The following is an 11,652-nucleotide window of genomic DNA, read 5'->3' as shown; positions in this document are numbered from 1 at the left end:
CTTCGCCGTTTTTGATGACGGAAGCGAACAACCACATCAGTGAGTTAGCTGCTTTCAATCTGGCTGCGATATCCGCCGCGCTTGTCTTGCTTGGCCCCGGCGCCCTTTCACTTGATGCGCGGCTCTTCGGTCGTCGCGAAATAATCATTCCTGAGGGCCGCGTTGACCTCGTCGATGATTCCCGGGAAGATCCCACACTTCATTGAGATTGAACGCAACAGTTGTGCACACCCTTGAGGTATTAAATCCTCCCTCAATAGTGGTGTCGGATGCACCCCAGTCACTAGCGTTGAAAATACCTTCCTTCGCGGGATGCAATCATCAGAGTCTTCCGTCATAGTCACTTCAACAGGATCGAGCACGGAAGACGGATCAGCGGACGGCTCTCGGATGAGGCTTGGTATGCGGCATCGTAAAGGTGCTTCCTAAATGATCTCGGCAAATCTATTGCAATAAGACAGTAGACGGGTTACTAATCTCGACCCCACGCAGTTTCATGATTGCTTTGTAGCCGATCTGCTTGTTGAGTCGGCTGTCTTTCGGGCCTCGAACGGTGGCATGCCGTCGGAGCGGGGAGCCAAACAATGGAAATCGCAGGCGCTTGTCCTTCGATGTATGTCTCCAGATCATGGGGGGAACGGTGAGAACACACCTTAGGAAATCAAAGATTTCAGAACACGGCAATATTCTTGTGTTTGATAAGGGCGTTGGTCTGGACCTGCGAAACGAACCGCAGCGGCCTGCATCACGCCAACTGATAGAGACAGAGAGGATGTCGGCAATCGGCAGGATGGCATGCTCGCTATCCCACGATATGCGCCACTCGCTCACCGCGATCTATGCGAATGCCGAGTTCCTCGAGCGCAGCGATCTATGTGCGAGCGTGCGAGATAATCTGCTGCTCGAAATTCAAGAACAAGTGCTCGAGATGACGGAGCGCATTGATTCCTTACTGCAATTCGGAAGAAGCGGACGGAAAAACCCGTTTGTCCATGCGAGCGTTTCCTCGGTTGTTGAGAAAGCCGTTGCGGCAGTGAAGTTCCATCCAGATGGGCGGGACGTGTCCATCACAGTTGGCGAATTCCCGCCGGCGGAAGCAGATATCGATGCGAGGAATCTTGAAAGTGCCATTTATAATTTGCTGCTCAATGCCTGCCAAGCTGCGGCACGCTCAACTCACGTGCCTGAGGTGAAGGTCCACCTTAGGGAAGTCGATGAACGGATCTACGTCACAATCCTAGACAATGGCCCCGGGATACCTGCCTCTGTCCGGAGGACGTTGTTCGAGCCGTTCGTGACCGCAGGAAAACCCAATGGAACAGGCCTGGGGCTCACCATTGCTCGTCGAGTAGCTGAAGAGCACGGTGGTAGCGTCTGCCTTGAGGAATCGAATCGAGACAGAACGGTATTCGCACTGAGTCTGACGACGAATAAATCGGGACCTTTAGATCTCATTGTTGTAACGCCTACTCTCTCCGATGAGAAGATCAGCGGTTCCTTTCGGGGCATAGAGGCTGGCAACGACAAGCTCGACGGAATAGTTGCGCCAACCTCAACCGGTGACTAGGGCACAAATCGAAGGCTGTCATGCAAGTAGACAGAAGCTCCCGACTGATCTAAAGGGAGAGTGCCTTGATCAATTCAGTACCGGACTCTGATTACGGTTGAGAACGAATTGGCAGCTTTTGTCTCGGCATCACGGCCGAGCAGAGATCCTCGAAGTTAGCGCAGCCGAGGATATCGTTATACCGTTCGCGTTAGGGATTACCACTTTGAAATTCTGGGCGCAGAAAGTATGCGTCCAGTTGCATCTGTGCGTTTTTTCAGCCCTTTCATCCCGGAACGCTTGCAGATCGCCTACTGCTAGTCCAGGAAGTAAGATCGAAAGGATTGCGTGGACCGATGCTCTTCCCATGAGTCCTTCGCAAGAGACTGGAGCGTTTTGGTCGCTTCCTTCGTTGCGAGATCAAACTCTCGCACAGAATGCGCCTGAGCCTCAGATGGTTCTCGATTAACACGGTAGTACCGGTCCTTGAGCAGGGTGCGGCACTGTGCCTCGGCAAGTACTTCCTGAGCAGACAGAGTCGACTGGAAAAGCTCTCTTCTCAGCATCCACGAGATCGTGGACGGACTGCCGGACGTGTCCAAAGCTGCACCTTTTCTCCGCGAGGCAGTTCCCATCCCGAGGACGTAAAGATCCCGCAGGGGCCAACCAAGAGTCCCACACGCTTCGCTGACGGCAAGAACCTCTGGGGCGTTTGCAATGATACCGCCGTCAATCAGAGTCTGATCGTTGACCTTCTGAGGCGGGAAATATGTGGGAGCCGCGGTGCTCGCAAGGACCGCTTCGAGAACAGTCGCATCGGTTGCAGCGGTTCCAGCCAGGCCTTTGGAGCGGAAGATGTAAGGAGCACCCGTCGTGTAGTTTACCGCGACCACTGCAAGAGGCTTCGTCACTGCCTTCAACGAGAGCTGGGCATTCGAGCGTCCAATCGTGTCAACAATCGCCTCTTCGAGAGTCTTCGGAGAGTAGGGCGCGGTGAAAAAGGTCTTCTTGGTCCAGGTAATCATGCGCCTACGGTCAAAGATCTTCGGGCCATGTTTGATGAATTTTCCGGCGATGACCGAGGCCGGAATCTCAAGAGCGAGAGAGACGCCAAGAAGCGCGCCAATCGAGGTGCCAGCGATCAGGTCGAATTTGCTCGATACCGCGCATCCGAAGTGCTTCTCAACATGCTCGAAGAAAGTGGCGCCATAAAGCCCGCGGTATCCTCCGCCGCTAAGGGCAAGAACCTGGATTCGTTTAGGCTTGCGAGGTCTCGGCGCCTTACCGCTGGGCAGATCCAGGTTGATTGCCGACACCACGGCTTGAGGATCTTCCTCAAGGTTGCTCGTCATGGGGCTACTTCGGCGGGATCTTCGAGATCCAGATTCAGCTCGCGATGCGCCTCCTGGCGTCGATCGACCAGGACAAATGGCCGTCCTTCGATTCCTTCAAGCGCTGTCGCGAGGACCAGCTTCTCATGGAAGGTGTACTTGTGCGTCACGCCGGCGTCATCTTTATAGGTTAAGGGTTGGGGAAGGATCTTGCCCCAACGGTCGGCGATCTCCTTGGTCACGGGAGCGATGAGCTCGCGATCAACGAATCGCTGGACGATGGTCTCTACGTTCTCTCGAAGTTGCTGGATATATCCGGAAACGGGTGCCTTGTCTAACGCGCCGAGGAGAATCATCGGGCTCACGGCGCTGATATAAATATCAGTCATGTCGATTCCGCGTTCTTCCGCGGATGCCATCCAGCGCTCTGCTTGCAGATCGGCGTGCTTTGCAATATCCAGCAGGCATTGGACACCCAAAAGATAGCGGCGCATGATCTAGAGGGATAGATCCGGAAGCTCTTCGTCGTTATGACCGTGGGTTATCGAATCAAAATCAACATTGAGTTTTGATAGAGCCGGAATCGAGTGGAGCCCCATGAGAATCTCGGAAGGTGAAGTCCTCTCGACCTGTAACTCCACCGATCTTTGAATCAGCGACATGAAAAGCCGATTGAAATTTTCAAGAGAGATCATCACGGTCGTCCCTTGTTCGTCCTTCACTTCTCCGCGATTGGCGACTAAAGCAACCGATCCGGCGTGAACACGATGGCGCAGCTGAGGAAACACTTCACGCATCTTGCCTACACCTAGCACTTCTATTGGAAGATCGTCCAAGCCCGCCAATAGACGCATCGCGTGTCTGCGAAGAATTGGGTCTTGAACCAAATTTGAAGTGTGTTCCAGTTTCCCAAGGAGCGTGTCCATATTCGAAGATCCTCACGACTTCAATCGTATCTCATGTCGTGTACATAATCAAGCTATCTTGTACATGATGACGTGGGCGAAGCTGTCGGAATTACTTCTAGACTGAACAAGATAGGGAAAATAAACGAAGACTAGACGCTCAGTGGGAGCTCGGATGGCAGTCCGGCTCCAGCAATGGATTACCGGCTTTTAGCAACCCGCTCGGCAGAATATATCCGCTAAAAAATCGGCCCTGCCGAACGTGAGGAGGCAGCGGGACTGCCCCCTCACATCGCGGCGTGCGGTCTAGAACTGTTTCTGCTGCCTACAACCCTTGCCGTCGTTGACGGACGTCAGCACCTGATTCTCGGCTGTGAGCGAACGGCTGAAGCAGTTACCGAGCGAGTCATTGCTGTGAAAGGAAGCACTCGAGTTGCCGGCCGCAGCCGTGATCTGGTCGGCGGCATTGATCGACAAGGTGTCCTTGGAGATCACCTGCTCCTGGGTGTTGCTCTCGAACAGAGGGAATCCGTTGAGAGCCTTTGTATCGGTCTGCTGATTCTGCTGATTCACCGTCGTTGCCTGGGTGAAGGATCCATCGGAGTTAGGAGTGAAGGAAAAATCCACTGTCAGCGGATACGACACATGCTTACTGACTGTCTCCAGCAAGAAGCCCTGCCGTGTCGTGGTCTGCGAATCGACAGTGCTGGTCTGAACAGCGTTTTGTACGTCAGCGCCGATGTTCGGGTTGACATTGAAGGTCTGGGTGCTGAGGAAGTCGACCTTTTGTTCGACCGTGGTTTCGACGCGGCCGTGCGAGGTGTTGACGAAGCCGCTGATGGAGAAGGTGCGGTTGGAGCCGACCGAGACTGTGCCCGTTACGATTCCGGTTGAGCTGGTTGTCAGGTTCTCGTCGACGTGCGGAGTTGGGGCCGCGCTGAGGGTGTTGCTGATCAGCCCACCACTGACCTCGCGGCTGCCGTGGTCGGTGAAGACGAGCAGGTTCGCGGTTGCATTGAAGAAGCTGTCGGCGTTGAAGACGCTGACGGCAACGGTGTGCTGGTTACCATCGCCGAGCACGCCGGCAAAAGGAGTAAGGTCGACGCGATAGGGCTTGAAGTCGAGGGTCTGGACACCGGGGATGGGCTCCCAAAGGAAGGGATCGATGCCGCCGGTGAAGATGAAGGGATAGACAGGCGCGACACCGGCGGGCTTGCCGTCGATGCTGATCTCAGTCTCGCGGAAGGCGGTGTTGCCGCAGCTCTCGAGCGGGCCGGTCTGGTCGTTGGGCACGCAGAGGTACCAGAACTCATCGTCGATCTGGCTCTGGGCAATTACGTCGAGATAAACCTTCTCTACGTTGCGTGGCAGATTGACGGTTTGGCTGACCTGGTCAGCTGTGGTGTTGAGCGCGGCTGGATTGCTGCCGGAGCTGAGACCTACGACGATGTCCGGCGTGGCAGGAGCGAGGGCGAGCGGCGAAGCAGGGAAAAACTCCAGCGCGGCGTTGGCAAAGATGGTGCTTGTGTCGGTGGAGTTGACGATGTTGCCGATAGTGGCCGATCCCGGCTGTGCGGTTTTGAGAACCGCGGTGAGGTCGGTGACGTCGCGTTCAATGTGCCACGAGGGGCTGAGGTTGTTGCGGGGCTCGGCAGTAGTGCCGAAGAAGATGTTGACATCGCCGAGATAAAACCAGGCGGAGCGGTCGAACTGGTTTCCCGCGGAGACGGTGAAGTCTGCCGTAAGGACGACCTTGGCCCAGGGGCCGGGACAAGCTGCGGGCGGTGCGTAGTTGAACGTGGTCGCGTTGAAGTTGTCAAAGGGTGCGTTGCTAAGCAGTGAAACTATGCAAGGTTTGACGTTGGGCCGCGTAACGGACGGTTCCGCGCTGGCAGGATTGGAAGAGCCTACCTGAGGGGTTGAGGGAACGACGACGACTTGCGCCCGAGCAGCGCCAACGCAAGTTAAGGCAAGCAGAAGTAGATTTGAAAGTGTGTGTAGGGGTTTGACGACGCGCGGGCCAGTTACTATTTCCTGCATAGGAACACCATCCTTTGTGTAACGGGAGGACAATAGCACAATGATCTAAAAGGTGACCATATGCCGGGTACGAATTTCATAATCATGAAAGAAAATGAAGAATCTAGGTGTCGCCACGGCATAGGTTACGGGAGTAAAGGTATTCGACCAGGTGGGCAGCCCAATGATCATGCCTCCGGTCGCAAAGGAAACGCCACGCTCGACGGCGCCCTTGGGCGTCCCAAGGAGGGAATCGGTCCGATGTAGCGGAGACGACAACTTCTTCTTACGCCACCCCACCCATTGCAGGGTCCGTGATGCTCGCCGATCCGGTCTCAACGCGCCCAGCGCAGCGCACTTCAACATCATCAACTCTTAACGAAACGTCATACCAACCGTGGCTGTTGCCTGACCGCACCACAACACTTTCCGTCGCACCTGCCGCCACGTTCTTTATCACCGAAGCCGAGCCATAGGAGTAGTCCTTCACGATAACCTGCACTGGAGTCTTTCCTGAATTCCTCAGTTGCAGGACGATATTGCCGCTCAGCTTTCCACCTTGCTTCTCATACAACGCCTGCACCGTCACCGGCACTTTCACAGTTCCGTTGAAACTTCGAAAGAACCCGTTCGGCGCGTGGACATCAAGAGAGTATTTTCCGCCGTTAACCGGGAAGCTCTGCGTCAACGTATCGCCGGCCTTCACCGGATAGGTTCCCGCAACCATAGTCCCGCCATCCCGCAAATACACATTGAACGGAGCCCCCTTCGATTTCGTTCCATGAACTGTCGTTCCCGCCTTCATCGTCAACACAAAACTCTTACCATCCGCACTCAAAACACCATCCGCATACAACTCGTACGGCAACGGATTCGCAGGCCGGGTTCCCGGCTCCTGCTTCGACATCCACTGCGACGCCGACAGCTTCTGGTTCACGTCCGCAACCTGCTCCGCGGTCAATGCCTTGAAGTTCGCAGGCAATTCCTTGTCCTTTGCCTCGCGAATCTGAATCACAAACTTGTCGCGGTTGAGATACTCCAACTTCACGTCATCATTTGTTTGCACTCGGAAGCAGTTCGTCAAATCGCCTGAAATCGCACGCCGCCATGCGCTCACGTTCTCCTCGTACACCGCCTTCCCGGTCTTCTCTTTCACGAAATGCTCGATGAACTGGATCATCGAAGTGTGATCGAATAACTGCGAGTTCACCCACCCACCGCGGCTCCAAGGAGAAGCGACAATCATCGGCACGCGGAAGCCCATGCCAATCGGCCCGTTCCGCGCTTCTTCATGGGTAACGCCTTGGGCCAACTCATCTTCCTTGTACATGTAATCCAGCGACGTATCAATCCCCGAAGAAGCTTTACCCGTTTCAGGGCGCTTCGGATCAGCCGCCACATACGATGGCGCGTGATCGAAATACCCATCATTCTCGTCATAGGTCAGAATGAAGATCGTCTTTCTCCACACCTCAGGATTCTTTGTCAGAATGTCCATCACTTCGGACACATACCAAGCGCCATACCAGGGCGATGTCGGATGGTCCGAGAAATGTTCTGGTGAGCTCAACCATGAAACCATCGGCAATTTATTGTTTTGCACGTCATCGCGGAACTGGTACAGAATGTCCCCCTTCGGCACATTCATCTCATTTCCATCGAACTTCAGCGCTTCAAGCGATCGGTAGTGCGGATCGTTCACATTCACGACAAACGCAGCATCGTGCAACCCCTGTTGCTGCGGCGAAAGCTTCGCATACAGCTCCTTGCCTGTTCCTGACGCTAGCTGCCGAGACAACGCTTCACGGTCCAGCTCATCTCGCTTCAATTTTTGCTCCAGTTTGGCCTTCATCTGCGGATCGGTGTTCTTCGCCAGGAGCTGCTGTGTCTTTAGAATGCGCTCCTCACGAATCGCCAAATCCTTCTGCAAATTAGCCCCGGCATATTCATAGGCCGGCGTGTTGTAAGCCGAAAATGCCTCCAGCACATTCGTTCCAAAGTTCCCCAGCCACGACTGCTCTTCTCCACTCAATCCAGAGGTCTGCGTCAAATCGTTCTGATAGAACTTCCAGCTCACCCCCGCTTCTTGCAGCCGCTCCGGAAAGGTCTTCCACTTCTGCCCACCGATCATAATCTGGTCGTTGCGCATAAACACTCGCGATGCCGCATGCTGCTCATCGCGCACCGTCCCTGTCCAAAAGAACAATCGATTCGGCGTTGTGCTGGTCATAGCAGAACAGTAGTTCTGATCGCACACTGTAAACGCATCCGCCAGCGCGTAGTAAAACGGCAGATCCTCGCGAGTGTAGTGCCCCATCGTGATCGGCATATGTTGATATGCCGGATTGTAGGAGCGCTTAGCGTCAATCCATCGGTCATGGTGACCTTCATTCCACGCATCTACCTGGCTATCTCGGCTATGTGGAACCGAGCCCATCCACGTGATCTTTGTATCCTTGATATCCAACCGCCACGGCGCATAGGTCTCACCCGCCGCATTCGTCTGCAGGAACACAGAATTGCCATTGGCCTGCCGGATCGCCCGTGGATCGTTGAATCCGCGCACACCCTGCAGTGCACCCAGCGCGTGGTCGAACGATCGGTTTTCCTGCATGAGGATCACGATGTGCTCGGCATCCCGATACGTCGATCCCGGCGCTGGTTCAATTGCAAATGCCCGCTTCACCGATTCAGGAATAATCCCCGCCATGCCCGCGCCGCCAGCCAAAAGCGAAGCAGCCTTCAAAAAATCACGTCTGGTTGCCATATTTCTAGATTGTCAATGCAGAGCGTTACGCAACCATAAACAAAAATCGGCCAGTAATCTTTAAGCTGCATCGCAATGCCGACCCGGCTTCGTACGGATACCCTTCCTGCAAAGTTTTCGATCTTGCGCAGGAAGAAGCGCCGTCAATACCGTTATCTGAGTTAGGAATAAAACAGTCGCCGTGTGTTCACTCGTGGCAGCGAAAACGCGAGTCGAAACCAGAAGATATGCAACGACACAGAATCAATGCTATAAACACTGCACCTTAGCTTTGTTCCCGAACGGGTGCCGTGCTGGCTTTTTGCAGGCGCGGGATCGGCAGACAGAGTTTGGTACTCTCCGGGTCCCTGTATATCTCGTTTAGTTGGACACTTTCTATATATCAGCGAGGAGATAGTATGGACATGCTCAAATGGACCACTCAGCACTTAGTAAAGCGGCCGACTCCATGTAGCTTAAGTGGCGTTCATCCGGATTGGGCGATGCACCCTTCCTTGATCGCCGGACTTGAAGGATTGGATGCTTATAACAGCTGGGTTTGTGAAGTGCTTATGCCAATTGCGTTCCAATGGATCGAGGAGCACAAGAGTGATGTGTACAAAGACGTACCAGATGATCTGAAGGATGACGTCGGCGTAGTGATCGCATCGGCCTTCGAGATTGTCAAGACGCTTGACAGCTATAAAAACGGACTGCAAAAAGCCAAAGACTTTGACGAAGCGCTCGCGAGCGAGAAGCTGAATCTCAAGACCATCAATCCGGTCTGGACCGCGATCGCGGAGAACGTTCGAGAGCACACGAAGAGAAGTTTCGGCGCTAAAGCGGAAGTTCTCAAGGATACGATTCGCTAATTTGGAGCCAGCCGGCTATTTGAAGTTCGGGTCAGTTTTCAGGTTGCTGGCAAAGAAGTCGGTTGATTCATCGCCCATGGGTACACGGACCAGGGTGACGACGGTGATGTCGTCATCCTGGCCGAAAAGTACCGCGGCTTCTGTTGCCGTGGCGGCGTCGGGGAGCGTCGCGAAGAGTTCGCGGACCCGGTCGAAGCCGTAAATTTCCCCGGTCTTGTTGCGGGCTTCGAGTAAACCGTCGGTGTAGAGGGCAAGGTGATCGTTTTCCTGCAAGCGCAACCAGCTCTCTTCGTAAGCGACGACAGGAAACAATCCGAGTGGGAAGGAGCCGGGGACTTCGAGCTCTTGATCGTTGAGATAGGGTGGGGGATGCCCGGCGCTGGCTATGAGGCAATTACCTTGAGAATCGACACGCAGGGTTAGACAGGTGGCAAAGCCGTCTCGCAACCGACCGCACAGGCGTCGATTAAGTTCTGTTAGCAGTTGGGCAGGGCTTTGCGTCGTCTCAACCAGGACTCGCACGAGTCCGACGATGAGTGAGACCGCAATGGCGGCCTTGATGCCTTTGCCGCTTACATCCCCAAGGATGACGAGGGTGAAGTCGTCATCGAGAGGAATGACCTGGAAGAAGTCTCCACCAACTTCAAGTGCGGGACGATACGAACTGGTAATTGCGAAGCCACGGATAGACGGAACCGTTTCGGGGATGAGCACCTGCTGAAGCTCACGGGCACTGCTCATCTCCTGATCGAGAAGGCTGCGACGACGGCGGTCCTCCATCGAAGTGCGATAGATCGCATAGACAAGGGCGGCGAGTAAGAAGGTTCCGGTCAGTGTGGGTAAGGACACAGCACTACCGTGGATCAAGAAGATGGGCTCACGCAGTTTGTTGGCAAGAGTCCAGTGCGTGAAACGACTGCCCTGGGGAGCCAAACCCTGAATAACCTGCATCATGCCTGAAAGAAACGCGGCGATAACCAGAAGCCTGCGAGCTAAATCCAAACGGCGCCGTTGTTTGATGGCGAGTGCGACGATGAGAAGCGGCATGGCAGCGGTGATGAAGTAAATCCCCGTGAACATGGCGTCCAAAATCTGGATAAGCCAGAACCATCCCACGCTGGCATCCAGCAGGGACAGAAGGCCATCGAGGATGGTTGCGCACAAACTGACAACGGCGCAGCGGCGGATGAGGCGAATCAATGTCGGGTTGTGGCCGAGATGAAGAAGCCAGATCAGCAAAAACCAAAGAGAGATGTCGCGGATTGAAGAGACGGGAGGCCCCAGAGCGTTTGATAATCCGACGGGCCACGCGATGCGTAATCCATAGAGGGCTAGCCGGATCAGAGGACTCAGGGCGAAGCCGGTCATCCATAAGAGAGTTCGCTGCTGCCGGTCCCGAAGCCAGGAGAGGAAGCTGAGGAGACCAGCGATTCCGTATAGCAGATACTCGCTGAAAGAGACCAGGTTGGTGCGGAGCCACTGGTAGTCCAACGTGGTTTTGTAGGCGGCGACGGAGTCGGGAGTGCCGACTACCGGGGCTCCCTCGAACCCCCCGGATAGCCCGGAATCGTCGGAGAAAAGAGGCGCTTTCCAAACGCGGATGGCGAGGATGCCCTGAAGTTCGCGCTCCGGCGACTGAGTGGTTCCGGGGCTAAGAGTGTAGATTGCGGGCTCGGCAGAGGATCTGTACCAGATCGGATAGGGAGGAAACCTTCCGCTGCGGCCTATGGAGCGTCCATTCCAGTAGACCTCGTATACATCGTCAAGGTGCGGCACAAGCAGGGCGAAGTCGCTGCGATTGTCCGAGGCAGAATTGAGCGAAATGTGCAGGCGGTACCAGGCGAAGCCGGTGTAACTGGGGTGCCCTTGCTCGCCCCAGGGTCTGAGTGCCATTTGTTTTTCCCACCGGGAGTCGTCGTAGGAGGGGAGGGCCCAGAGCGGATCGTCGCCCAGATGGAACTGCCAGGGACCGTCGAGAGGTGCGACCGCTCTACCTAGTCCTTCGATCAGCGTAGGGGTTGAAGATGTCGTGGGTGCTTGTCCTGCCGACGGCTCGGGCAGAGCTACCAGGAGGGAGACGACGTAGAGCAGGAGTGTGGACAGGCAACGCGAATGCGACGGGCGCCAGCCAGGCGGAAGCATGTGGTCAGCATACGCTGGGTCGTCGATCCCGAGATATGCAAAGCTATTTTTTGCGCTGGCCATGTCTTTATAAAGCGGCATTTCCCGCGCT

Annotated in this window: 9 protein-coding genes; 3 read left to right on the top strand and 6 right to left on the bottom strand. The window is 55.1% G+C overall.

All coding sequences use genetic code 11. The annotated features are described in order from the left end of the window. Positions 1–14 precede the first annotated feature (14 nt). Together RBB76_RS06295 and RBB76_RS06290 are read left to right on the top strand one after the other, a co-directional pair. Positions 15–206 (top strand): hypothetical protein, encoded by a 192-nt coding sequence (locus RBB76_RS06295; RefSeq protein WP_433963523.1) that lies wholly within the window; start codon positions 15–17, stop codon positions 204–206. Between the two features lie 395 nt (positions 207–601). Next, complete coding sequence (locus RBB76_RS06290; protein WP_433963522.1) at positions 602–1,567, top strand: sensor histidine kinase; 966 nt, start codon at positions 602–604, stop codon at positions 1,565–1,567. A gap of 296 nt (positions 1,568–1,863) precedes the next feature. Here RBB76_RS06290 and RBB76_RS06285 read toward each other — a convergent pair whose 3' ends face one another. The 5 genes from RBB76_RS06285 to RBB76_RS06265 form a co-directional block, all read right to left on the bottom strand. After that, entirely contained in the window at positions 1,864–2,898 is a 1,035-nt protein-coding gene (locus RBB76_RS06285) for a CBASS cGAMP-activated phospholipase (protein ID WP_429628255.1), read from the bottom strand. Further along, on the bottom strand, positions 2,895–3,371 hold the full coding sequence (locus RBB76_RS06280; protein ID WP_429628256.1) for a hypothetical protein: 477 nt from the start codon (positions 3,369–3,371) through the stop codon (positions 2,895–2,897). Before RBB76_RS06280 ends, RBB76_RS06285 begins: the two co-directional genes overlap by 4 nt. A 3-nt stretch (positions 3,372–3,374) precedes the next feature. Further along, positions 3,375–3,803, bottom strand: coding sequence for a hypothetical protein (locus tag RBB76_RS06275; protein ID WP_429628257.1), 429 nt, complete (start codon positions 3,801–3,803; stop codon positions 3,375–3,377). Positions 3,804–4,088: 285 nt separating this feature from the next. Next, a complete protein-coding gene (locus RBB76_RS06270; RefSeq protein WP_429628258.1) occupies positions 4,089–5,822 on the bottom strand; it encodes a peptide-N4-asparagine amidase in 1,734 nt (577 codons plus the stop codon). A gap of 265 nt (positions 5,823–6,087) precedes the next feature. Then, positions 6,088–8,568 (bottom strand): phosphocholine-specific phospholipase C, encoded by a 2,481-nt coding sequence (locus tag RBB76_RS06265; protein WP_429628259.1) that lies wholly within the window; start codon positions 8,566–8,568, stop codon positions 6,088–6,090. A 398-nt stretch (positions 8,569–8,966) separates the two neighbouring features. Here RBB76_RS06265 and RBB76_RS06260 point away from each other — a divergent pair, with 398 nt between their 5' ends. Then, complete coding sequence (locus RBB76_RS06260; RefSeq protein WP_429628260.1) at positions 8,967–9,419, top strand: hypothetical protein; 453 nt, start codon at positions 8,967–8,969, stop codon at positions 9,417–9,419. Positions 9,420–9,434: 15 nt separating this feature from the next. Here RBB76_RS06260 and RBB76_RS06255 read toward each other — a convergent pair whose 3' ends face one another. Beyond that, positions 9,435–11,642: a SpoIIE family protein phosphatase gene (locus tag RBB76_RS06255; protein ID WP_429628261.1), complete on the bottom strand. Its 2,208-nt coding sequence runs from the start codon at positions 11,640–11,642 to the stop codon at positions 9,435–9,437. Positions 11,643–11,652: the final 10 nt, after the last annotated feature.

Origin of the sequence: Tunturiibacter psychrotolerans (assembly GCF_051013365.1) — a bacterium.
GTDB classification, from domain to species: domain Bacteria; phylum Acidobacteriota; class Terriglobia; order Terriglobales; family Acidobacteriaceae; genus Edaphobacter; species Edaphobacter psychrotolerans_A.
The sequence above is the reverse complement of the archived record's forward strand: the minus strand, read 5'-3'. Positions and strand labels throughout refer to the sequence as shown.